Below are 23,442 nucleotides of genomic sequence, written 5' to 3' on the forward strand. Positions count from 1 at the left end.
ATTAAAAACCATATTTCTTTTCCCTCTTTTTGAATGCCTCTTTTCCACCTTCAACAATTTCTGCAATATGTTCTCGTATCCCCATTGATTTTAATAAGTCGGTTTTGCCATTTTTAGGAAATGAGTCCTCTAACGCTCCATTTATATAATCAAAATGATAATCACTTGTACTTTCTTTTCCTGTATCATTTTGTCCTTTTTGATTTGCAACAATTATATTTTCAGCATCTGCATTAACAACAATATTAGGATTATGAGTAACTAAAATAATTTGTCTTTCTCGCTTTTTCTCTTTTAAAAATTCAACCAATTCATGAGAAACTGAACGATTATCAAGATTATCTTCAGGTTGATCAATTAAAATCGGACCATCATCTTTACTTAGTTTTATAATCAATTTAAGCAAGACAAAGCTTGCTTTTCCAGTGGACATTTTATGAATATCATCTCCTTGGGATTTAACATCCCAATGATCAAAAAAGAAGTCTGTAAATATTTTTTCGCAAGCATCTTTTTGTGAATTTCCCCCTTTTGTTACTAATTGGTTATTTTCAATTTTTTCGAACATCACCCTCAGCGCTTTTTCAATTTCTGCAAAATCTACTTCAGCAAGTGCAGATTTTGGGTTGTCATTCGCATACTGATATAAATAACTAAAACCTTGATTATTAAAACTCCTACCATTAAAAATTTCATCTGCTAAATCTCTAAACTTAGGAAAATTATACTTTATAACTGGCAAGATTTCAATTTTATCAGTTTTATTCTGAATATTTGAAATACGAGGTTTTAGATCTTCAATTATAGCTTCATATAGTTTCAAATTAGCAGCAAAATCAATAAATATTTTTTCTCTTTGAGAAACAATAGCAATTTTCGTAGTTTCTATTTCTTTTAAAAATTGCTCAATAGCCGCAAGTTTAGATTCATCCTCTGCAATACTTCTTTGAAGTGCTGCTACTTGCTTCTGATCTTCTAATTTATTATTAAAAGCTTGCAAACTAATACCAACACTCTCTTTTGCTACATTAACTAATATTGTTTCTTCAGCAAACGTTGAGCCAAAAATAAACTTATTGTCCTCATCCTTAATAAATTCCTTAGAAATTTCATTTATATTTATCAATGCCTCATCGATAAATTGTAATTTACTGGAATATTCATTCTTAATAGTTTCATTTTGCAAAGAATCTAAAAGTAATTTCTTTTTACTTACAAATTCATTGAAGAAACGTGCTATATCAGATCGAAAAATATCTAATTTTTCAAAATCTGTATTAACTTCATTCTCTTTTATATTTAATAAACTCAACTTTTCATTAAGATCTTTATATTGAATTTGCTCTTCAGGTGTAAAATCTTTATTAAGTTGTGTGATCTTTTGCTTATTAAATTCTATTCCTTCTTTTAATGCTTTTGTATCTCCTTTAGTTTGTAAATCATCTTCTTTTTTCTTTAAATCATTTTTTAAATTGAAATAATAATCTATATCCTGACTTCTTTTTTCATCATTTCTCTGAGCATGGGCTACAAAATCATCATATTTAGTTTTATAATCAGGATCTTCTAATATTAAATCTCGGATTAATTTTTTTAAAGTAGCGCCATTTTTTCTACTCTTGTCTACAAGGTTTGCAAGATGATTTTGAGGAATATATTTTATACTTGGTAAAATACTAGAATTTACAGTGCGATCTTTTAATGATTGACTACTTGTTGAAAATAAATCTATATTAAAATTATAATCAGTATCAATATAATCCTTTGAAACAAAACTTAAATCATACAAATCTTTTTCCTTATAATCCTCTATGTCTGTATATTTTAAAACTTTATCCGAAACGTTAGAATATAGAGTTCTTGCAATTTCATACAATAAAATAGATTTACCAGAAGATTTACCCCCAATTATGACATTAAGATTTTTGTTAAAATAAATTGGTTCTTCAGTAAATCTTTTATTTGAAGATTTAAAAGTTATCTTTTCAATCATCAAATTATCTAATTTTTCAGATTCGGGTTGTTCTTTTTGAATTCTAACTCTTTCTTCTGGTTCATAAGTTATTTGTTTTAAACCTTCAAAAGTCGGGTTAGCTTTTATCCAAAGATTTTGTTTTACAACATAATCCGTAATCTTATGGTTATCTGAACAAATTATCATTGGCAACTTAAATCCTAAATTAGGAAATACTATATTGTTATAACTTGTTTGATCGATTTCTTTTCCTAATTCGAATATATCTATAAATCCCTTTACCAAACTAATTTTTTGAGCTATTTTATCTGGTAATGAATTAGTTATATTTTCAAAAGTGTTAGCTTTACTTCCAGCATGGACAGTAACCAATCCCCCTAATTCATGAATAAGTTTAGAAGTTTCCTTAAAGTCACATTGAATATTGGCATCGCCTCCAATAGCTTGTATGTCTGTTTGGGTTATTTTACATGTAGATTGTAATTTTATCCAAATATCGCTTAATTCCTGTTTATTCAATTTCTCTGAAAAAATACCTATATAATGAATTGATTCACTACCTCCTAACTCTGCTCTAAACTCTATTCCGGGTAAAACAGTAATATTTTTATTCTTTCCAATATTCTGAAGATCAATAATTTTTTCAACATCAATTAAATGATGATCAGTAATCGCTATTACAGAAATATTATTCTTTTCTAATATTTCAATAATTTTTTCATTAGTTATTGATTTATCCTGATAATCATAAGAAGATGGTGTGTGAAAATGTAAATCCCATTTTCTCCATTCTGAACCTCTATTAATAATAGCCATAATATTTAAATTTCTTAAAAAAACAATCTAACTTTTATTTGTAAAAAACAACTCTGCCAAAGATGTATTAAATTTCAATAATAACTTTACGGATTTCCGTAAGCCTAAAAAGATTACCTCTGTATTCAAATATATATAAACAAAAAGCCTCCAAACCAAGTACAAACACCTGATTTAAAAGCCAACAAATAATCTTTAAATTAAAATCTAAATCCCAAAAAACCTTTTAGAATTCCTCGTCGTTTCCTCCGCAACTTTATCCAAAACAATTCCTTTGAACTGTGCTATTGTTGCGGCAACATACGGCAGAAAAGCAGGTTCGCAACGGCGTTCGTGGTACTTCTTTAAGAGGCTGTTCGGGACATTTTTAGGAAGCATAAACGGCGCATCGGTTTCAATCATTATTCGGTCGAGGGGTACGTACTGAATGACTTCTTTTAAATGGCTGAAACGTTTGGCATCTGAAATCGCTCCGGTAAAACCCAGATAAAATCCGTTATCGAGATAGGTTTTTGCTTCTTGCAACGTTCCAGTAAAACAATGCACAACGGCTTTTGGCAATTGCGGTAAATAGTCTTTGGTGATATTCATAAAGCTTTCAAAAGCGGCTCTTTCGTGCAAAAACAAAGGTTTCTGAACTTCGATCGCCAATTCTAATTGGGCTTTATAACATTCTTCCTGTTTCTTTCTGGGCGAAAAGTCACGATCAAAATCGAGTCCGCATTCCCCAACCGAAACGACTTGTTTCTGTTTTAATAAATTCCGCAGTCGTGAAATGCTTTTTTCATCAAAACTCTTCGCATCATGCGGATGAATTCCAGCCGTAGAATATAATATTCCCGGATATTGTTTTGCGATTTCTAATGAAGCTTCGCTGTTTCGCACGCTTGTGCCCGTGAGTATCATCTGCGATACGTCGGCGTCGAGCGCGTCTTGTACGACATCGTCTATGTCGTTTTGGAATTGTTTGTTGGTCAAATTAATTCCGATATCTATGTATGTTTTCATTTCTTTTTTGTTTTTGCCACGAAGGCGCTAAGGCACAAAGTTTTTTTTCATTCTTTATGCTGAATTAATCTCGCAAAGTCGCAGAGGCGCAAAGTTTTTTATACAATGCCTATAAAATTGTTTCACACAGATTTGAAAAGATTTAAGCAGATATTACAGATTAATTATTAAAAATCAATTAAATCTGCTTTGATCTGAAAAATCTGCGTGAAACAAAAACTTTGCGTCTTAGCGACTTTGCGAGATTCTATTATTTTATTCACTTTGCGTAGACGCACTACAGTGCGCCTCTACACGGAAAACTGCGACCGCGACTGGCCACTAAAAATGAGTCGCAACACTGAAAACTGAGACCGCGACTGAAAACTAAAATCAATCCTCACGGCTTCCATCATCTGCCATTCGAACCAATTTCGGCGTAAACTTCGCCACAACATCAACCAAATCCTGTTGTGCTTCCATCACTTGATTGATATCTTTATACGCCATTGGCGCTTCGTCCAGACCTGCACCGATAAGCGTAACGCCATGATCTTGCAGGATGGATTTCATCTCGGTTTTGGTAATGTTTTTGATCGCTTGGGTTCTGCTCATTTGTCGTCCTGCTCCGTGTGAAGCCGAATTAATGGCGTTCTCCTCGCCTTTTCCTCTCACCAAAAATCCTGGCGCAGTCATACTTCCGGGAATGATTCCCATAACGCCTTTTCCGGCTGGGGTTGCTCCTTTTCTATGCACGATAACTTCTTCGCCGTTCCAGATTTCTTTCCAAGCAAAATTATGGTGGTTTTCGACTTTGGCTAAAATCGTCGCACCCAAAGCGCGTTCCATTTTGTTATGAATAATCTCGTGACAAGCCGAAGCATAATCGCCCGCCAAATTCATCGCCATCCAGTATTCCTGACCCAATTGTGAGTTCATATCCAGATACGCTAAGTTTTTGGCCACTTCGGGAAGTTTACATTCGTCTTTGGCAATTTTAGTATAATGTCCCGCAATTGTGGCACCCATTCCGCGCGAACCAGAATGCGTTAACAAAGCGACATATTTCCCTTTTGGGATATTCAAAACCGCATCGTCTTTTGCAAATTCCATGATTCCGAATTCCACAAAGTGATTTCCACCACCAGAAGATCCTAATTGAGACCAGGCTTTATCCTTCAAATTCTTCACAAACGGATTCATATCAAAGGTATCATTCTCCAAAACCGCATGATCTGATTTGTACTGACCGTGAAATCCGTGACCCGCTCCAAAAATCGAATTGGCTATTAATTCTTTTTTGAATTTAGCTTCGTTTTCAAAGTAAAAAGCTTCCGGAATATCATAAACCGACAACGCCATTCTACACCCAATATCAACCCCAACACCATACGGAATAATGGCATTTTTTGTGGCTAAAACTCCGCCAATCGGCAGTCCGTAACCTTGGTGTGCGTCTGGCATTAAAGCTCCTGCAACTGTCACTGGCAGTTTCATGGCCACTTCCATTTGTTTTCTGGCTCCGTCTTCGATATGATCTAATCCGTAAGCCGAATACGCATTCGGATTCTGATTTAAAGCAATAAAATCTTCTGGTTTTTCATTGGATTTTTCGATTAAAGCGACAGCCAGTTTGCTGAAGATTTTATCGTCTATATAATTCTCCGGAGTTTCTAAAACGTTTTTGAAATTGGCAATCATTTCGTCTCTTGTAAATCCGTTTCTTTTGCTGTTTATTTTTAAAGCAATCCCAATTATTTTTCCTTCTGGGAATCCTAATTCTAATATATCTGTACCGTTTATTTGTGTTTTCATTATTTTTTATTTTTTAAGGGACAAAGGTCCAGAGGTTCATAGGTGCAAAGGTTTTATATAAGTGCGCAGTTATTTTGCGTAGGTTTTTTTTAAAGGGACAAAGTTGCAAAGGTTCAAAGGAACAAAGGTTTTGTTAGCCACAGATTAAAGGATTAAAATGATTTTTTTTCTCATTTTATGTCATTTCGACCGAAGGGAGAAATCACACTAGAAACTCCGCACAGAGCGTCGCCAATCTTTGTCGAATCCCGCGTGTGATTTCTCTCCCGAAGCCTCGGGATCGAAATGACAAATATTACGCAGAAAAATCTTTGCGACTCTTTGACTTTACGAGATTAAATTTACCAATCTTTGCGGAGACGCACAGCAGTGCGCCTCTACAAAAACCTTTGTACCTTTGAATCTCTGCCTCTTTGCACCTAATTAAACCTAATCCACTAATAATTGCGTCACAACCGCTGGATTCATCGCCCATTGCGCTGTATAAATTTCATCTGCATTTTGATCTTCGGTGATTGTTAAGCCTTGAGCTTCCGCTTTAAGCTGTAACAAACTACCAATATTCAATTTGCTGTTTAATTTTGACAACAACGCTTGAACTCCTTTGAAATCCAAACCGCCTACAACCTGACCTCCGAAAGTCATCTCTAACCAAACGATTTCTCTTTTGGCTACATCCAACACTCCAAAAACCAAACCTTTGGCAACATTCTGCGTCACACGAACCTGATGATCTACACACGACGGATCGTAGGCAACTCCAGTTTTTTCCGAAATTTTCATCGGGTGTTTGCTGTTCATCCAACCAACAATTAAATTTGGCGTAATACTTCCGTTGCTGTACGCATTGCAGGTAAAAGTTACAAATTTTGCATTGGCTTTCGCCAATTCGTCGATGTTGATGTTGATGTATTCGGCCGTTCCAATTTTATTCGGAATACTTCTGATATCACCGCTATGCTGACAACCAGTTGTAGTCAATCTGCTGAAAGAACAAATATCCGAACGATCTTCGTAAGCGATATGACAGCTCAAATCCATATCTAAATGTTGTGCTGGCAAATCTTTACCCCATTGCATAAACAATCGCACTGCGTTTCCTTCAACTGGGAAACGTGTTCCCATTAAAGCAACCGGCAAATCCTGAACGGTTTCGCTTCGATCTCCTATAGAAACCGGAATATTAAACAACTGCGGATCGATATACATTGTTTTGTTGGTGTTCTCAATTTTTGCAAATCGTTTTTTCATGGCCAAAAGACACAATTCTTCGATCTGGTTTTTCATTGCTTCCAACTGAACATCATCATACAATTTCAATAAACCGTTTGGTTCGATTCTTTTGTTTGTGCCACCCAAAGGTTTCACACTTCTTTGTATGTTTTTATCAAAGTAATTTTGAGCATACATATTTAAAGTAAACACCAATCGAGCCGGAACTTTATCGATGATTTCTTCAAAATGGGCAATCGTTTCTTCTGCACCAAACCATAACATATTCGAAAATAACGAACGTGCAAACAATCCTGGACGCTGTTTTAATAACGCAAATGTTTTATCGGCATCAAATTTCAATCTTGAAGCATTCACTTCACTTTGCCAAACATCATAAACCTTATTGTAAAATACATCCATTAAAGCAATTAATTTCTCAAATCCTTTTCTTTTGCTGTATTCGGCCAAACGAAGCGCTCGTATAAAACGAACCCACATTCCTCTTTTTGGATGCATAATTTCGCACATGGTCTCAACATCCATATCCATATTGTTTAACCAGTTTGCCACCATCAAACATTCTTTTCTTGAATATTTAAGTTTCAAATCTTTTGCAGATGCAATTCTAGCCTGCGCACTTGTATCCAAAGAATTATAAAAATGCTGGCCATTTTTAGTCGCTCTTTTAACAATCGTTTTTGGTTCGATAATCTGCAGCATTCCAGTATTTTTATACCATAAATATCTTAAGATATCAGTTGGAGTTTTTAAAAATTGAGATGCTTCGGCTTCTTTACCGTTTTCAATCAAAAGATCCATCACTAGCATTAAAGTTTCCTTCATTGCAACATCAACTTTTGGCAAAGGCAAATTTTGCATCGCCATTTTTAAACTATCTACCTGAGTAGCGTCCAAAGCCGTTTTTGATTGCAATAATGAGATATAGAAATCGTTTAAATCTTTTTCTGTCCACAATTCAAGCACTTTCAATTTGCTTCCCTGACCAAATTTTTCGATTTTACCAAATTCAAACGGAGTTCCGCAGAACGGACAACCGTTGTATCTTTCTAATGGAAAAGTATTATCCGGGATGATATGACCGCATTGTAAAGTTGTTCCGTTTTTGGTTTTAAAAACGTTTCCGAAATAAGTTATAATATGATCTACAACAGATTCTCCTGTTGCGATATTCCATTCTTTAACTAAAGGCGTCCAGTTTTTATCTGTTCCTAAAACTTCTCTCAAAACTTCTAAAACTTCTACTTTATAATTTGGGCTTACGTTGTTTAAAGCGTGCAATAAGGATTCAGAAAATGTAAATCCGAGTTTTGAAACATTGGCTAATAAAACCGATGTTGTTCCTGATAAATTTTTAACGTCATTCGTAATCATTTCTGATGGAATGAAAATCGCATTTTGACGTAAACTGATTTTTAATAATTCTCTTGTTTTCATTTTTTTTTAATTTTTAAAATTTAGATAATTGCGTTTCTGAGTTCTACCTAAAAGATTTTGAAGTAAGAAACACTTGACCTGAAATTGGAGTGTAATGGATTAGCTGAACTAAAATGGAGCGGGCTACCGCGAAGAAGTAAGCTAATCTTGACCCTCTATTTTTATTAATGATGATTTTAAAACTTGCCGGACTCGAACCGGAGTACCAATTTTCTGAAGTAAGTTTTAATTGACCATTAATAGTGGAACAGGTGGGATTCGAACCCACGACCCGGACATTAAAAGTGTACGAAGTAAGTTTTGATTGACCTTTGAAGGATAATTTCAAAACTACCTGCTCTAACCGCTGAGCTACTGTCCCATATAATAGTAGAATAAAAAGGTAATGGTTTAAGTGTGTACGTGGAAAGTGTTTCGAAGTAACTTCAACTTGACCTGTTTTATTCTTTTTTTATTTCTATGAACGTTTGTTTTTATTTCTGAACAAAGATTTCAAAACTAGTGCGCAGTTATTTTGCGTAGTGAAAATTTTGTTTTTCATTTTAAGAAATACTATTTGTTTTATTTCTTGAGCAAAGATTTCAAAACTACTGCGCAATTATTTTGCGCAGTAAAAAAAGAATTTTAAATTTGGGTATATATTAATTTAAAAAAGCGCATAAGTCCCAGAGGGACGGTATATTTATAGCTATTAAGATTTAAATAAAACACAGGAGTCCCAGAGGGACGGCATATTTATAGCTATTAAGATTTAAATAAAACCATAGAAGTCCCATAGCGACGGCATATATAACTATTTTCGAGATGCATTTCAAGAACCCCAGCGGGGTGGTACCTACTATTATGAATATGAAAGTCGATGTGTCGCTCCGATGGAGCTTTTGATCCTATGATATAAATTGCTATAAATATTTCGCTCCGCTGGAGCTAAATACTCAACGATGTAAATTGCTATAAACATTCCGCTCCGCTGGAGCTATAATGATGCTAAACAAAATTTCTATAGATATTACGCTCCTCTGGAGCTCTGATCTGATTTAAATAAAAAAACTATGAATTTAACCCAAATCTATTCTGAATTACTCTCAAATATTGGCTTTTCAGCAAATGAAATTCAGCAGAACTGGACGGATTTAGAAAAGGCATATTCCAAGAAATCAAGACATTATCATAATCTTACACATTTAAAAGAAATGATAGAAAGTTTTGAAACCTATTCTAATCTTCTACAAAATCCGAATGAAATATTATTTTCAATTTTTTATCATGATTTTGTTTATTCAGCTTCAAAAAAAGACAACGAACTCAAAAGTGCTGAATATGCTTTGGCGATTTTACCTGAAAATGTCAATCTAAATAAACAATTGGTTTTTGATGTCATCTGCGCTACACAACAACATCAGCAAAATGAAATTGAAGATATCAATTGGTTAATCGATTTTGATTTGAAAATCCTCGCTAAAGATTGGGACGATTATAAAATCTATTTTGAACAGATTAGAAAAGAATATCGCATTTATCCTGATTTTCTCTACAAACCCGGGCGCGCCAAAGCGTTGAAACATTTTCTGGAAAATGAATTTATTTTTCAAACTGAGGAATTCAGGAGTTTGTACGAAGAGAAAGCGAGGATTAATATTGAAAAAGAGATAAGCATTTTAGAAAGTAAAAAATAATCTCGCAAAGACGCGAAGGCGCAAAGTTTTTATTTGAAGCATTAATTAAAAGCACAGTTTGTCATTTCGACCGAAGGGAGAAATCACACGCGGGATTCGACAAAGATTGGAGACGTTCTGTGCGGAGTTTCTAGTGTGATTTCTCTCCCGAAGCCTCGGGATCGAAATGAAAAAAAAGGAGGAAAATCATTTTAATCCTTTATCCTGATAGCTATCGGGAGTGCCTTAAAAAAACAAAAAACTTTGCGCCTTCGCGACTTTGTGGCAAAAAAAACACAACAATGTCACAAAATAAGAACGCCTTAATCCGCTATAAAACGATCGATAAATGTCTGCAAAACAGATACAGACAATGGACTTTGGAGGATTTAATCGAAGAATGTTCTGAAGCACTATTTGAATACGAAGGACGTCAAAATCCAATTAGTAAGCGAACTATTCAAATGGATATTCAGCTGATGCGAAGTGAAAAACTGGGTTACAATGCGCCAATTGTCGTTTACGATAAAAAGTATTATAGATATGAAGACGAAGATTTTTCGATAACCGATATTCCGCTGACGGAAACCGATATGAATGTTTTGACTGAAACCGTTTCGATGTTGAAACAGTTTAAAGATTTCTCCCTTTTTAATGATGTATCGGATATTTTACAGCGTTTAGAGGATAAAATCTATTCTGAAAAATCACATACCAAACCCGTAATTTATCTGGATAAAAACGAGAATCTAAAAGGGCTTCATTATCTGGACGAAGTCTATCAGGCGATTATCAAAAAAATGGTTCTGATAGTTACGTACAAATCTTTTAAATCTGTGGAAGAAACCAAATTTCATTTTCATCCTTTTATATTAAAAGAATTCAATAATCGTTGGTTTTTGATTGGAAAGAAAAAAGTCTCACAGCCGATTACCAATTTGGCTTTGGACAGAATCATTGCAATTGACTACGATTTTAATCATCCTTATTTAGAAGAAGATTTTGATGCCGACATGTATTATAAAGATGTAATTGGTGTTACGGTAAATTTGGGATTAAAAGCCAGGCGAATTGAATTATGGGTAGATGCGTCGAATGCACCTTATGTATTGACAAAACCTTTGCACACTTCTCAGCGGTTAATTAAGGAAAATGAAGACGGAAGCATTATTGTCCATTTATATGTAATACCAAATTATGAAATGGAAAGACTTCTTCTAGGTTTTGGAAGTTGTATGGAGATTTTAAGACCAGAAAGTCTGAGAAATCGTATGAAAAAGATACTTCAAGATGCCATTTCTCGCTACGATTCTGAAAATTCAACTGAAATAAATGCATAATTTTTTAAAGAATATCGAATTAAATCCGATTTAAAAACCAAAAAGACATTTTTACAGCATGGAAAATGTTAAAATCTAAAAAAAGAATAGTATATTTCCCTATAAATAAACCACCAAATCACTCTAAATCAGTGATATTTTTTAACTAACCAAAAATTTATTAAAAAATTATATGCATGCATAGTATTTTTTAATTATATTTGAAATCGATATAGTTACCTATGAAAGACAAAACGATAGATTATATTTTGAGAGCGACGTGGCAGGCTGTTTCAAGAATGTATAACGAAGAGGCTGCCAAATATGATGCTACAATGGCAACAGGATTTGCTCTTTTAAGTATGGACAAGGAAGAAGGAACTCCATCAACCGCTTTAGGCCCGAGAATGGGCATGGAAGCAACCAGCTTAACAAGAACACTTAAATCTATGGAAGAGAAAGGTTTAATTGTTCGCAAAAAAAATCCAAGCGACGGCAGAGGTGTTTTAATATACCTAACCGAATTTGGAAAAGAAAAAAGAGATTTATCTAAAAATACAGTTCTGAAATTTAATGAAACGGTTAGAAAACATGTCTCAGACGAAAAGCTGCAGCATTTTATAGAAGTTTCTGAAATTATCAACGAATTAATTCAGGACAAAAATATTTTCAATCATACAGAAAACTCAGAAAATGAATAATCTCCTTTAAAGAGAAAATTCAAATTCTACCCAAAAAAACAAATTTTACAAATATGAAACGCACAATTAAAAAAGTTGCTGTAATTGGATCCGGAATTATGGGTTCAGGTATAGCCAGTCATTTTGCTAACATTGGTGTCGAAGTTTTACTTCTGGACATTATACCTCGCGAACTGACAGAAGCTGAAGCTAAAAAAGGATTAACACTTGAAAGTAAAGCCGTTCGCAACCGTGTGGTAAACGAACATTTGGCGAATTCATTAAAATCGAAACCCTCTCCTATTTACAGCCAAAAATTCGCTAGCCGAATTACAACTGGAAATACAACTGATGATATGGCAAAAATTGCCAATGTTGACTGGATTATCGAAGTTGTAGTGGAACGTTTAGATATCAAAAAATTAGTTTTTGAACAAATTGAGAAATTCCGCAAGCCGGGAACTTTGGTTACTTCTAATACTTCTGGTATTCCAATTCACTTTATGAGTGAAGGAAGAAGCGAAGATTTTCAACAACACTTCTGCGGAACTCACTTTTTTAACCCTGCGCGTTACTTAAAATTATTTGAAATTATTCCTGGTCCAAAAACTTCAACTGAAGTGTTGGATTTCTTAAACGAATATGGATCTAAATTTTTAGGAAAAACTTCGGTTGTTGCTAAAGATACTCCGGCATTTATTGGAAACAGAATTGGTATTTACGGAATCCAGAGTTTATTCCATTTAGTAAAAGAAATGGGATTAACGATTGAAGAAGTTGATAAATTGACGGGGCCTGTAATTGGTCGTCCAAAATCGGCTACTTTTCGTACGGTTGACGTTGTTGGTTTAGATACTTTGGTACATGTTGCTAATGGTATTTATGAAAACTGCCCAACTGATGAACAACACGAATTGTTTAAACTTCCAGAATTTGTTACCAAAATGATGGAAAACAATTGGCTGGGAAGCAAAACGGGACAAGGTTTCTACAAAAAAGTAGATAAAGATATTCTTTCTTTAGACTTAGATACATTAGAATACCGCGCTGCGAAAAAAGCAAATTTTGCTACGCTTGAACTGACAAAAACTATCGATAAACCAATCAATCGTTTTAAAGTTTTAGTAAAAGGAACAGACAAAGCGGGAGAATTCTACAGAAAAAGTTTCGCTGGAATGTTTGCTTATGTGTCAAACAGAATTCCTGAAATCTCAGACGAATTATACAAAATTGACGATGCTATGAAAGCTGGTTTTGGATGGGAAAATGGTCCATTTGAAATCTGGGATGCAATTGGTGTTGCCAAAGGAATTGAAATCATGAAAGCAGAAGGCTTAGAGCCTGCTGCATGGGTTACAGAAATGCTGGCTTCTGGAAGCGAAAGTTTCTATACTGTAAAAGAAGGAGCAACTTATTTCTACAACATTCCAACAAAATCACAAGTAAAAGTTCCTGGACAAGATTCATTCATTATTCTGAACAACATTCGCGAAAGCAAAAAAGTTTGGAGTAACAGCGGTGCAATCATTCAGGATTTGGGAGACGGAATTTTGAACTTAGAATTCCAATCTAAAATGAATACAATTGGTGGCGATGTACTTCAAGCCATCAATAAAGCAATCGACTTATCTGAAAAAGAATATCAAGGTTTAGTTATTGGAAACCAAGCAGCGAATTTCTCTGTTGGAGCTAATATCGGAATGATTTTCATGATGGCAGTTGAGCAGGAATACGACGAATTAAACATGGCGATCAAATTGTTCCAAGATACAATGATGCGCGTTCGTTATTCTTCTATTCCAGTTGTTGTAGCGCCTCACGGAATGACTTTTGGCGGTGGATGCGAAATGAGCTTACATGCTGATAAAGTGGTTGCTGCTGCAGAAACTTATATGGGATTGGTTGAATTTGGTGTTGGTGTAATTCCTGGTGGTGGTGGTTCTAAAGAAATGACTTTAAGAGCGTCTGATTTATTCCGCAAAAACGATGTGGAGTTGAACGTTCTTCAAGAATATTTCTTAACAATCGCAATGGCAAAAGTTTCAACTTCTGGTTATGAAGCTTTTGACACTGGACTTCTTCAACATGGAAAAGATGTTATTGTAGTAAACAAAGATCGTCAGATTGCTGAAGCTAAAAAACATGCTTTATTATTAGCAGAAGCTGGTTATACACAGCCAATTAGAAGAAATGATATTAAAGTTTTAGGAAAACAAGCACTTGGAATGTTCTTAGTAGGAACGGATCAAATGGAAGCTGGAAAATACATTTCTGAACACGACAAGAAAATCGCTAACAAACTGGCTTATGTTATGGCCGGAGGTGATTTATCTGAAGCAACTTTAGTTTCTGAACAATATTTATTAGATATCGAACGTGAAGCTTTCTTGAGTTTATGTACAGAGAGAAAAACTCTTGAACGAATCCAATATATGTTAACTAAAGGAAAACCGCTTCGTAATTAGAAAAGTAGAAGAAAGATGCAAGAAGCAAGATTTCAAAACAAAGTTTTGTCTTTTCTCTTGGCTCTTGCTTCTATAAATCTTAAAAAAAACAAAACAAATGAAAACAGCATATATAGTAAAAGCATATAGAACAGCAGTTGGAAAAGCTCCAAAAGGTGTTTTTAGATTTAAAAGACCTGATGAATTAGCTGCAGAAACCATTCAGTTTATGATGGACGAACTGCCTAATTTTGATAAAAAACGTATCGACGACGTTATGGTAGGAAATGCCATGCCGGAAGCAGAACAAGGACTAAACGTTGGTCGTTTGATTTCTCTTATGGGATTAAAAGTAGAAGATGTTCCTGGAGTTACGGTAAACCGTTATTGCGCATCTGGACTAGAAACTATCGGAATGGCGACTGCTAAAATCCAATCGGGAATGGCAGATTGTATCATTGCAGGTGGTGCAGAAAGTATGAGTTTTATTCCGATGGGAGGTTACAAACCAACTCCGGATTATAAAGTTGCTGCTGCAGGTCACGAAGATTACTATTGGGGAATGGGTTTAACTGCTGAAGCGGTTGCCAATCAATATAAAATTTCAAGAGAAGATCAGGATGAGTTTGCTTATAACTCACACATGAAAGCTTTGAAAGCGCAGGCAGAAGGAAAATTCGACAAACAAATCGTTCCAATTACTGTTGAGCAGACTTTCATCAATGAAAACGGTAAAAAAGAAACTAAATCATACGTTGTAAAACAAGACGAAGGACCGAGAGCTGGAACTTCTAAAGAAGCTTTAGCAGGTTTAAAACCGGTTTTCGCTGCTGACGGAAGTGTAACTGCAGGTAACTCTTCTCAAATGAGCGACGGTGCTGCATTCGTTTTAATCATGAGCGAAGAGATGGTAAAAGAATTAAATCTTGAGCCAATTGCACGTTTGGTAAATTTTGCTTCTTCTGGTGTTGAACCAAGAATAATGGGTATTGGTCCAGTAAAAGCAATTCCAAAAGCCTTAAAACAAGCTGGTTTAGAATTAAAAGATATTGACTTAGTGGAATTAAACGAGGCTTTTGCTTCTCAGTCTTTGGCTGTAATTCGCGAATTAGGTTTAAATCCAGATATCGTAAACGTAAACGGAGGAGCAATCGCTTTAGGACACCCGCTGGGATGCACAGGAGCTAAACTATCTGTCCAATTATTTGATGAAATGAAACGCAGAGGCAACAAATATGGAATTGTTTCAATGTGTGTGGGTACTGGACAGGGAAGCGCTGGAATTTACGAGGTGTTATAAGAAAGTATTCGTATAGTTTGTCATTTCGAGGAACGAGAAATCGCACTAGTATTTCGACAAAAAAACCATCAAATTTGTCATTTCGACGAAGGAGAAATCTCCGCGACGATTGTCCACACAGCTGATAATCTTTGTAGAGTTTACTTGCGGAGATTTCTCCTTCGTCGAAATGACAAGATTGAGGAAAAAGCATAAATAAAAAGATACTAAAACAAAAAAAATAAAAGTCATGAGCGACAAAACAAGAGGAGGTCAATTCCTAGTTAAAGAAACAAAATGCGAGGACATCTTTACTCCAGAAGATTTCTCGGAAGAGCAGTTAATGATGCGTGACTCTGTTAAGGAGTTCGTTGACAAAGAATTATGGGCGCATAAAGATCGTTTTGAGAAAAAAGATTACGCTTATACTGAATCATCTATGCGTAAAGCGGGTGAATTGGGACTTCTTGGAGTTGCAGTTCCTGAAGAGTACGGCGGATTAGGAATGGGATTTGTATCTACGATGTTAGTTTGCGATTACATTTCTGGAGCAACTGGTTCGTTCTCGACTGCTTTTGGTGCGCATACCGGAATTGGAACAATGCCAATTACACTTTATGGATCAGAAGAGCAAAAGAAAAAATACGTTCCTAAATTGGCTTCTGGAGAATGGTTTGGAGCTTACTGCTTAACTGAGCCAGGCGCTGGATCTGATGCTAACTCAGGAAAAACAAAAGCTGTTTTATCTGAAGACGGAACTCATTATTTAATTACAGGACAAAAAATGTGGATTTCGAATGCAGGTTTCTGCAGCGTTTTCATCGTTTTTGCTCGTATTGGAGATGATAAAAATATTACAGGTTTCATCGTAGAAAATGATCCGTCAAACGGAATTTCTATGAATGAAGAAGAACATAAATTAGGAATTCGTGCTTCTTCTACTCGTCAGGTTTTCTTCAACGAAACAAAAGTTCCGGTTGAAAACATGTTGTCTGAAAGAGGAAACGGTTTCAAAATTGCAATGAATGCTTTGAACGTTGGTCGTATTAAATTGGCTGCCGCATGTTTGGATGCTCAAAGAAGAGTAACAACTGGAGCTGTAAAATATGCTAACGAAAGAATTCAGTTCAATACTCCTATTTCATCTTTTGGAGCTATCCGTTCTAAATTAGCTGAAATGGCAACTAGCGCTTACGCGGGAGAAAGTGCTTCTTACCGTGCTGCAAAAGACATCGAAGACAGAATTGCTGCTCGTGAAGCGGAAGGAACTTCTCATCAGGAAGCTGAATTGAAAGGTGTTGAAGAATATGCTATCGAGTGTTCGATCTTGAAAGTAGCGGTTTCTGAAGACGTTCAAAACTGTTCTGACGAAGGTATTCAGGTTTTTGGCGGAATGGGATTCTCTGAAGATACTCCGATGGAAAGTGCTTGGAGAGATGCTCGTATCGCACGTATCTACGAAGGAACAAACGAAATCAACAGAATGCTTTCTGTAGGTATGCTAATCAAAAAAGCAATGAAAGGACACGTTGATTTACTTGGACCAGCAATGAAAGTTCAAGAAGAATTAATGGGAATTCCCTCTTTTGATACTCCAGATTTCTCTGAATTATTTGCAGAAGAAAAAACAATCGTAGCTAACTTGAAAAAAGTTTTCTTGATGGTTGCTGGAAGCGCTGTTCAAAAATATGGTCCAGAATTAGATTCTCACCAACAATTATTAATGGCTGCTGCAGATATCTTAATCGAAATTTATATGGCTGAAAGTACAATTCTTAGAACTGAGAAATTAGCTAAAAAAGAAGGTGAAGATAAAGTTCAAGAGCAAATTGCTATGGCAAAATTATACTTGTACAAAGCTGTAGATATTGTAAACTTAAGAGGAAAAGAAGGAATTGCGTCTTTCTCTGAAGGAGACGAACAACGTATGATGTTAATGGGATTGAAACGTTTTACAAAATACACTAACCTGCCAAATGTTGTGGCGTTGAGAGAAAAAATTGCAGAAAAATTAGTTGCAGAAAATTCATACTGCTTCTAATATTACAATAGTTTTTAGCTTTTAATTTGTTTAAACCCGCGCAAGTCCGAAACTGCGCGGGTTTATTTTTGTTATTTTCCAGATCTTTCTTCGCAATATTTTTGCAACGATTTGCAAAATTTTCGTTAAAATTAACTTTCAAAGTGAATTACAATAGTTAAATATCCAATGTATTACTTTATATTTAACATTCTAAAAACGCTAAAAACAAAATAATGAAACAAATTACTCTAATCGCATCTTTTTTGTTGTGCTTTGGTATCACGACGACCTTTGCTCAAAAGAACAAAAAAATGGACATAATCGCTTATTACACTGGCGATTCAAAACTTATTGATGAATACGAAGTTGGCAAATTAAATCAAATTATTTTCAGTTTCTGCCATTTAAAAGATGGAAAATTAAGTGTTGATTCTCCTAAAGATTCAACTACAATCAAACACTTAGTTTCTCTAAAAGCAAAAAATCCGCAGCTAAAAATTATTTTATCACTTGGCGGCTGGGGTGGCTGCGAACCTTGTTCTGCTGCTTTCTCTACTGCAGAAGGTCGTTTAAAGTTTGCTAAATCTGTAAAAGAAATAAGCGATTCTTATAAAGTTGACGGTTTAGATTTAGATTGGGAATATCCAGCAATCGAAGGACTTCCAGGTCATTTGTATCAGGCTGTTGACAAGCCTAACTTTACTGAACTGGTAAAAATATTACGTTCTACATTAGGTAAAAAATACGAATTGAGTTTCGCTGCAGGAGGTTTCCAAAAATATTTAGACGAATCTATTGACTGGAAAGCTGCAACTCCTTTGGTAAACCGCATCAATATTATGAGTTATGATTTAGTAAACGGATATTCTAAAGTTACGGGTCACCATTCTCCATTGTACAGTACAAATGCTAATGAAGAATCTACGAATAGAGCTGTTGAATTTTTATTGAAACAAGGCGTTCCTGCAGAGAAACTAGTTATTGGCGGTGCTTTTTACTCAAGAACTTGGAAAAATGTAGAAAACGTAAATAATGGTCTTTATCAAGCTGGAGAACATATTCAAGGTATCGATTTTAAAAACTTTGCTACAACTTATACTGAAGCAAATGGATGGAAATATTTTTGGGATGACAAAGCAAAAGCACCTTATTGGTACAATGCTTCAACTAAAACTTTTGCTACATCAGATGATCTTAAATCTATAAAAGCAAAAGCAGAATACGTAAAAGCTAAAAAATTAGGAGGAATTATGTTTTGGGAACTTACTTTAGATAGTTTCCGTGACGGAATGGTAAATGAAATTTACAAAGTAAAAACAGCAAAATAATTTTGTTTAAAAGAATAAAAAAAGGCAGTTATCTAAATAACTGCCTTTTTGTTTTATAGTTACAAAAACCTTATTGAACTTTTGATTTATCCAATTCTCCGATAAAAGGAATAGATTCTAAAATTTCACTGCGAATAATCGTTTGCAGATACACTTCCAACTGAATAAATTTAGCCGCATTTATAGCTCCAATCGCTTTTTTGGCTTGACTATAGGTTTTAGAGTAAAGTTTTTCATAATCAATATGATTTTTTAAAGTACCTTTTGCTAATTCATCGGCTTTGGCATCTGTCAAAGTTTCATAATTAGCTGCATAATCATTTATTAATTGAAATTTGGTTTGTCCGAGCGCTTTACGTTTGGTTTCGTACTCATCATACACTTTTGTAAAAGCTGCTGCTTGAGCATCTGACAAGTTCATGTATTGTTTTACTAAATCACTTTTAGATTTCCCGTAAACACTTTGCAAAACATCTACATCTTCTTTAAAAGAAGATTGTGCATAAGATGAAAATGAGGCAACAGCCAGAATAAGAATAAGACTTAATTTTTTCATAGTTTCAATTTTAAATTTGTTTTTAAAAATAATATGCATAGTAAAATATACTGATTATTAAAACTTTAAAACCCAAAACAGTATATCTATATCTTAAATAGGTAAAACTATTATTTATTCACCGATGTCTTTGGAGCACTAATTATTCCATCATAACTAATTGGCGCTCTATTGTTACTATTTACATTAAGCGTAGCTGTTCCATTAGAAAAAATACTAAACATTAGATCATAAACATCGTTTTTTCCTCGAACTGTTGCTTTTAAAATGGTATTTTTCTTTTTCTTTTCAATTTTGATATTCTCAGGTTTTCCTTCAAATTTAATTCCGCCGTCACCATTATACGCAACATTAAATCCGCGTCCAAAAAAAGGAAGATCGCAAGTTGTGTTTTCTGTATTAAAGTTCAAGAAATAAGTATTGTAATCCAGCTGAATTAATCTTCCACCTTGCGGTGTAACCTTTTGTGCTTCAAAAACAAAATTCTTGGCATCTAAAAGAGCTTGAATTTCATTTTGCTTTTTTAGTTCTCTTTCTTCCTTTAATTCTTTTTTTGTTTTTTCCTGTGCTGAAACTGAAAAGCTTAAGAGTGAAAAAATCAGGAACATAACAGATATTTTAGCTTTCATAGCATTATTTTTTAGTAAAACGCATCATTGCAATATCTCCAGAAATAAAATTTAAAGTTTTACCATCATCCGTAATATCGTATGAAGTAATTTTTTGAAGTGTAGACATATAAGTTTGTTCACCTTGTTGTCCGTCCAGACACATCATTTTGGTAACTGCCATTGGCTGGGTAAAATCAATTTTATTTCCATTTACAACCAATTTTCCCGTATAAGAATTACAGCTGTTATTGCCCGAAACTTGGTTTTCTTTTGTGTTGAAAATTATTGTAGGTTTCTTATTTGGGTATAGACCATCAAAAGTAATCTTTGGACCAGTGATATAATTCAGTTCCCAAGTTCCGTCGAGTTTTGAAACTGCATCACTTTTTTTACATTTAAAAATATTGCAGGAAAGCAATATTGAACTAAGAAAAACGAGAGTAAAAATCTTTTTAATCATAATAGTTAAGAATTAAAAAATGAGCGAATTAGAGCAGGATGATTTCAGAAACTATTCGTTAAAACCATACGAATTTACGCAATATTTCCGTGTTATGTGCTCAATCGATATTAAATTATAACGAATAGTTTGACTTTTTTTTAACTTTTAGAGTTAAGCCATTCCGTTATTTTATGTTAAATTTACTTAATATTTAACTAAAATGCCCATATATATGAAAAAACTAATCGTTTCTTTCGCTATAATTACAGCCGTAATTATTGGCTGTAAGACAAATACAAAATCAAGTGATGCAAAAACATTAACAGTTGCATTAGAACCAAAAAGCAACAGTAAGGTTACTGGAACTGCTGTTTTTATAGAGAAAAATGGAAAAGTTACTTTTACTGCAAAAATGACTGGACTAGAACCAGGAGTTCACGCTATACATATCCATGAAAAAGCAGATTGTAGTGCTGCAGACGGAAGCTCTGCTGGAGGACACTGGAATCCAACTTTTAAAAAACACGGAAAATGGGGAGTTGGAGAATATCATAAAGGTGATATCGGAAACTTTACTGCAGATGCAAAAGGTAATGGATCGATCACTTTAACTACTGACGAATGGTGCGTTGGATGTGGAGATTCTAACAAAGATGTTCTTGGCAAAGGTTTAATCGTTCACGCAGGAACAGATGATTTTACAACCCAGCCTACAGGAAATGCCGGCGGAAGAGTTGCTTGTGCAGGAATCATCAAATAAGAAAATACAATAACCACTATTTTTAACAAAATCTAGTGGTTATTTCATTTTAAAATGAATCCTAAAACAAGAAAAAGACATAGCTTTGCATTAGCAAAATTAAGTCAATGATTAACCCATCAGCACACGGCTGGATAGATAAGTTTTTTAGTGAACAGAAGTTTTCAGAAGCAATTCCTTTTGAAACAGTAGAATCGTTTTACTATAAAGTAAGAGAAACGGGATTTATTTATGGTCATATTATTGCTATAGATTCTCAGATTCCGATTCCAATAAAAGGCTGGTTTAAAACTGAAATTTCTAAAGTAGCTTTACTTAATACACTCTATCATGTTTTTTGTTTAGAGAAAAGAAACTCGGAACCTAAAAATTTCATCTCAGAAGTTTTAAAGTTTTACAAACAAATGAATCCAGAAGGATTTAACTTGTTTAAAATTTTACTTCCAAAAGATACTCCTTCTCTCTCTCTGGAAAGCATTATTGACCAAAGGGTTCAGACGAATGACAGCATCATCAGCAAAAACTTTTCGCATTTGGTAACGAATGCTTTATTGTTTATTGATGTTTTAGCTTTTAGACAATATTTGGCTCATGGCGAAATTCCAGAAAAATATCTAAAACGTATTGAAGAAACAGTTCTTGGTATTGTGGGTTTAGCGCTAAAAACTAAAACGGTAAAATCACAGCACGATGATTTATTAATTAAATTATTCGAAGCTTCTATTCGTTATTCTAAATTCTCTAAAGTTACTGTAGATACTTTAGAAACCTTGCAGTTAGACTATTTCAGCAACAAATTAGAGCAATATTATTTAATTGATATGGCTGGAATGGCACTTTGGAGTGATGGTGTTGTTGAAAATGAAGAAGCTTATTTTTTATATTCTTTAGGATCAATGATGGGTGTTACAGATGAATTTACAGCCCAAAGTATTGCAACAACGAACGCTTTTATCACAACTCATAAAAGTAAAATTCCGTATTTTAATTACTCAAACCCTGTTAAGCATTTTTACGATCAAATGACGCACAGCGTTATAAAATTGATCACAAGAAACAAAAACCGATTGGTAAGGGAAATTATGCAGAGTAAAGAACTCGTTGTTTTATTAGCATACTCTACAACAAGAGATTTGGATGCAAAGGAAAAAAAGAAAGTCAAAAAACAGCTTTTGGACATTTGTAAAACAATTCCATCGCTTACGATATTTTTACTTCCAGGAGGAAGTTTGTTATTACCAATATTAATCAAGTTTATCCCAACAATGCTTCCATCTGCATTTAACGAAAACTTAGATGAAAATGAATAAAAAAAATCGCCCTCAAAAGGGCGATTTTTTTATCTATTAAAGATCTAATTGATAAACTTCGTCTAGTTCATCATTCGACGCGATATTTACATTTAAATCGGTTACAAAACCTGAATTTAATCCGTAAACCCATCCGTGAAGCATTAAATCCTGACCATTTTTCCATGCATTTTGTACAATAGAAGTCTTAGCTAAATTGTAAACCTGCTCTTTTGCATTGATTTCAACAAAAGCATTAAAACGTTCTGTTTCGTCCTCAATTGAGTTTAAGTATTTATCGTGCAGACGGTATTCATCTTTTATGTGACGCAGCCAGTTATCGATAATTCCAACAGATTGGTGTCCCATTGCAGCTTTTACACCTCCGCATCCATAATGTCCGCATACGATAACGTGTTTTACTTTTAATACATTTACAGCATAATCTAAAACACTAAGCATATTCATATCAGAATGCACAACCATATTTGCGATATTACGGTGAACAAAAACTTCACCTGGTTTTGCACCAACAATTTCGTTTGCAGGAACACGGCTGTCAGAACATCCAATCCATAATAATGGCGGCGACTGACCTTTTGCTAAATCAGCAAAATAATTTGGATCTAATGCCAGTGAATTCTCTACCCACTTTTTATTGTTTTCTAATAACTGCTCATAAAACTTTCTCATTTTTTTTATTTTTTTTGTGGTAATTTTTAAGTTATAATCTTCTCAAAAAAGAACTTGAGGTAAAGTTACCTAAATTTTAAGATTTCTTCCTCCTTAAAAA

General features: G+C 34.4%; 17 protein-coding genes and 1 tRNA gene. 9 read left to right on the top strand and 9 right to left on the bottom strand.

Annotated elements, in window-relative coordinates:
• Position 1: 1 nt before the first annotated feature.
• The 5 genes from QMG60_RS20835 to QMG60_RS20855 form a co-directional block, all read right to left on the bottom strand.
• Complete coding sequence (locus tag QMG60_RS20835) at positions 2–2,785, bottom strand: TrlF family AAA-like ATPase (protein ID WP_348773909.1); 2,784 nt, start codon at positions 2,783–2,785, stop codon at positions 2–4.
• 213 nt (positions 2,786–2,998) lie between these two features.
• Positions 2,999–3,799, bottom strand: coding sequence for a TatD family hydrolase (locus QMG60_RS20840; RefSeq protein WP_281866287.1), 801 nt, complete (start codon positions 3,797–3,799; stop codon positions 2,999–3,001).
• Between the two features lie 372 nt (positions 3,800–4,171).
• Positions 4,172–5,593 carry an RtcB family protein gene (locus QMG60_RS20845; RefSeq protein WP_281866288.1) on the bottom strand — a complete coding sequence of 474 codons (1,422 nt, stop codon included), beginning with the start codon at positions 5,591–5,593 and terminating at the stop codon, positions 4,172–4,174.
• A 429-nt stretch (positions 5,594–6,022) separates the two neighbouring features.
• On the bottom strand, positions 6,023–8,263 hold the full coding sequence (locus QMG60_RS20850) for a hypothetical protein (RefSeq protein ID WP_281866289.1): 2,241 nt from the start codon (positions 8,261–8,263) through the stop codon (positions 6,023–6,025).
• Positions 8,264–8,506: 243 nt separating this feature from the next.
• Positions 8,507–8,624: transfer RNA gene (locus tag QMG60_RS20855), tRNA-OTHER, on the bottom strand.
• Positions 8,625–9,315: 691 nt separating this feature from the next.
• Here QMG60_RS20855 and QMG60_RS20860 point away from each other — a divergent pair.
• The 7 genes from QMG60_RS20860 to QMG60_RS20890 all read left to right on the top strand — a co-directional run bounded on the left by QMG60_RS20860 (position 9,316) and on the right by QMG60_RS20890 (position 18,991).
• A complete protein-coding gene (locus QMG60_RS20860; RefSeq protein WP_281866290.1) occupies positions 9,316–9,939 on the top strand; it encodes a hypothetical protein in 624 nt (207 codons plus the stop codon).
• Positions 9,940–10,220: 281 nt separating this feature from the next.
• A complete protein-coding gene (locus tag QMG60_RS20865; protein WP_281866291.1) occupies positions 10,221–11,258 on the top strand; it encodes a WYL domain-containing protein in 1,038 nt (345 codons plus the stop codon).
• Positions 11,259–11,479: 221 nt separating this feature from the next.
• Positions 11,480–11,938, top strand: coding sequence for a MarR family transcriptional regulator (locus QMG60_RS20870; protein ID WP_057116687.1), 459 nt, complete (start codon positions 11,480–11,482; stop codon positions 11,936–11,938).
• 53 nt (positions 11,939–11,991) lie between these two features.
• Entirely contained in the window at positions 11,992–14,382 is a 2,391-nt protein-coding gene (locus QMG60_RS20875; protein WP_281866292.1) for a 3-hydroxyacyl-CoA dehydrogenase/enoyl-CoA hydratase family protein, read from the top strand.
• A 97-nt stretch (positions 14,383–14,479) separates the two neighbouring features.
• Complete coding sequence (locus QMG60_RS20880) at positions 14,480–15,661, top strand: acetyl-CoA C-acyltransferase (protein ID WP_281866293.1); 1,182 nt, start codon at positions 14,480–14,482, stop codon at positions 15,659–15,661.
• A 229-nt stretch (positions 15,662–15,890) separates the two neighbouring features.
• Complete coding sequence (locus QMG60_RS20885) at positions 15,891–17,681, top strand: acyl-CoA dehydrogenase family protein (RefSeq protein WP_281866294.1); 1,791 nt, start codon at positions 15,891–15,893, stop codon at positions 17,679–17,681.
• Between the two features lie 293 nt (positions 17,682–17,974).
• Positions 17,975–18,991: a glycoside hydrolase family 18 protein gene (locus tag QMG60_RS20890; protein ID WP_281866295.1), complete on the top strand. Its 1,017-nt coding sequence runs from the start codon at positions 17,975–17,977 to the stop codon at positions 18,989–18,991.
• Between the two features lie 70 nt (positions 18,992–19,061).
• Here the strand turns inward: QMG60_RS20890 and QMG60_RS20895 are convergent, their stop codons facing one another.
• From QMG60_RS20895 to QMG60_RS20905, 3 genes are all read right to left on the bottom strand, one after another.
• The gene (locus tag QMG60_RS20895) at positions 19,062–19,547 is read right to left on the bottom strand and encodes a hypothetical protein (protein WP_057117011.1); all 486 of its coding nucleotides are present in this window, start codon (positions 19,545–19,547) and stop codon (positions 19,062–19,064) included.
• Between the two features lie 110 nt (positions 19,548–19,657).
• Positions 19,658–20,176, bottom strand: a complete 519-nt coding sequence (locus tag QMG60_RS20900; protein WP_134139935.1) for a DUF4251 domain-containing protein — start codon at positions 20,174–20,176, stop codon at positions 19,658–19,660.
• 4 nt (positions 20,177–20,180) lie between these two features.
• Positions 20,181–20,618, bottom strand: a complete 438-nt coding sequence (locus QMG60_RS20905; RefSeq protein ID WP_134139934.1) for an META domain-containing protein — start codon at positions 20,616–20,618, stop codon at positions 20,181–20,183.
• A 214-nt stretch (positions 20,619–20,832) separates the two neighbouring features.
• Here QMG60_RS20905 and QMG60_RS20910 point away from each other — a divergent pair, with 214 nt between their 5' ends.
• Both QMG60_RS20910 and QMG60_RS20915 read left to right on the top strand, forming a co-directional pair.
• On the top strand, positions 20,833–21,360 hold the full coding sequence (locus QMG60_RS20910) for a superoxide dismutase family protein (RefSeq protein WP_281866296.1): 528 nt from the start codon (positions 20,833–20,835) through the stop codon (positions 21,358–21,360).
• Between the two features lie 107 nt (positions 21,361–21,467).
• Positions 21,468–22,670 carry an LETM1-related biofilm-associated protein gene (locus tag QMG60_RS20915; RefSeq protein ID WP_057116695.1) on the top strand — a complete coding sequence of 401 codons (1,203 nt, stop codon included), beginning with the start codon at positions 21,468–21,470 and terminating at the stop codon, positions 22,668–22,670.
• Between the two features lie 36 nt (positions 22,671–22,706).
• On the opposite strand, the gene can is transcribed toward QMG60_RS20915, so the two are convergent.
• On the bottom strand, positions 22,707–23,342 hold the full coding sequence (can, locus tag QMG60_RS20920; RefSeq protein WP_057116696.1) for a carbonate dehydratase: 636 nt from the start codon (positions 23,340–23,342) through the stop codon (positions 22,707–22,709).
• Between the last annotated feature and the right edge of the window lie 100 nt (positions 23,343–23,442).

It is taken from the genome of Flavobacterium sp. GSB-24 (assembly GCF_027924665.1).
In the GTDB taxonomy this organism is placed as follows: domain Bacteria; phylum Bacteroidota; class Bacteroidia; order Flavobacteriales; family Flavobacteriaceae; genus Flavobacterium.

What these genes read in the sequence shown, in the direction of transcription:
- QMG60_RS20840 (WP_281866287.1), bottom strand. Translation starts at nt 3,799, where the DNA reads ATGAAAACATACATAGATATCGGAATTAATTTGACCAACAAACAATTC.
- QMG60_RS20845 (WP_281866288.1), bottom strand. Translation starts at nt 5,593, where the DNA reads ATGAAAACACAAATAAACGGTACAGATATATTAGAATTAGGATTCCCA.
- QMG60_RS20850 (WP_281866289.1), bottom strand. Translation starts at nt 8,263, where the DNA reads ATGAAAACAAGAGAATTATTAAAAATCAGTTTACGTCAAAATGCGATT.
- QMG60_RS20860 (WP_281866290.1), top strand. Translation starts at nt 9,316, where the DNA reads ATGAATTTAACCCAAATCTATTCTGAATTACTCTCAAATATTGGCTTT.
- QMG60_RS20865 (WP_281866291.1), top strand. Translation starts at nt 10,221, where the DNA reads ATGTCACAAAATAAGAACGCCTTAATCCGCTATAAAACGATCGATAAA.
- QMG60_RS20870 (WP_057116687.1), top strand. Translation starts at nt 11,480, where the DNA reads ATGAAAGACAAAACGATAGATTATATTTTGAGAGCGACGTGGCAGGCT.
- QMG60_RS20875 (WP_281866292.1), top strand. Translation starts at nt 11,992, where the DNA reads ATGAAACGCACAATTAAAAAAGTTGCTGTAATTGGATCCGGAATTATG.
- QMG60_RS20880 (WP_281866293.1), top strand. Translation starts at nt 14,480, where the DNA reads ATGAAAACAGCATATATAGTAAAAGCATATAGAACAGCAGTTGGAAAA.
- QMG60_RS20885 (WP_281866294.1), top strand. Translation starts at nt 15,891, where the DNA reads ATGAGCGACAAAACAAGAGGAGGTCAATTCCTAGTTAAAGAAACAAAA.
- QMG60_RS20890 (WP_281866295.1), top strand. Translation starts at nt 17,975, where the DNA reads ATGGACATAATCGCTTATTACACTGGCGATTCAAAACTTATTGATGAA.
- QMG60_RS20895 (WP_057117011.1), bottom strand. Translation starts at nt 19,547, where the DNA reads ATGAAAAAATTAAGTCTTATTCTTATTCTGGCTGTTGCCTCATTTTCA.
- QMG60_RS20900 (WP_134139935.1), bottom strand. Translation starts at nt 20,176, where the DNA reads ATGAAAGCTAAAATATCTGTTATGTTCCTGATTTTTTCACTCTTAAGC.
- QMG60_RS20905 (WP_134139934.1), bottom strand. Translation starts at nt 20,618, where the DNA reads ATGATTAAAAAGATTTTTACTCTCGTTTTTCTTAGTTCAATATTGCTT.
- QMG60_RS20910 (WP_281866296.1), top strand. Translation starts at nt 20,833, where the DNA reads ATGAAAAAACTAATCGTTTCTTTCGCTATAATTACAGCCGTAATTATT.
- QMG60_RS20915 (WP_057116695.1), top strand. Translation starts at nt 21,468, where the DNA reads ATGATTAACCCATCAGCACACGGCTGGATAGATAAGTTTTTTAGTGAA.
- can (WP_057116696.1), bottom strand. Translation starts at nt 23,342, where the DNA reads ATGAGAAAGTTTTATGAGCAGTTATTAGAAAACAATAAAAAGTGGGTA.